The 249-nt window shown below is 68.3% G+C and carries 1 protein-coding gene; it reads left to right on the forward strand.

Annotation, left to right across the window (positions count from 1 at the left end):
* Nucleotides 1-249: hypothetical protein (locus ACZ267_RS12980; RefSeq protein WP_463680360.1), on the forward strand; the 249-nt coding region annotated here is incomplete at both ends.

Below are 249 nucleotides of genomic sequence, written 5' to 3' on the forward strand. Positions count from 1 at the left end.
GTTGCAAGGGAAGGTCGCGACGGGCCAAAGCGAACGGGCCAGTATAGTTTTCGGCATGGCCTCCTCCTCCGCCGTCGGATTCCGACTCAACGCCGCCACCGGCACCCATCGCGGGGATCGCGCCTATCAGCAGGACCAGGTGGCCGTCGTCGCCCACCCTCGCATCGAGGGCTGCGTGATGGGCATCGTGGCCGACGGCATGGGCGGCAAGAGCGGCGGCCGCAAGGCGGCTGACCAGGTCATCCTGAC

Source organism: Staphylococcus sp. AC872, assembly GCF_979255425.1.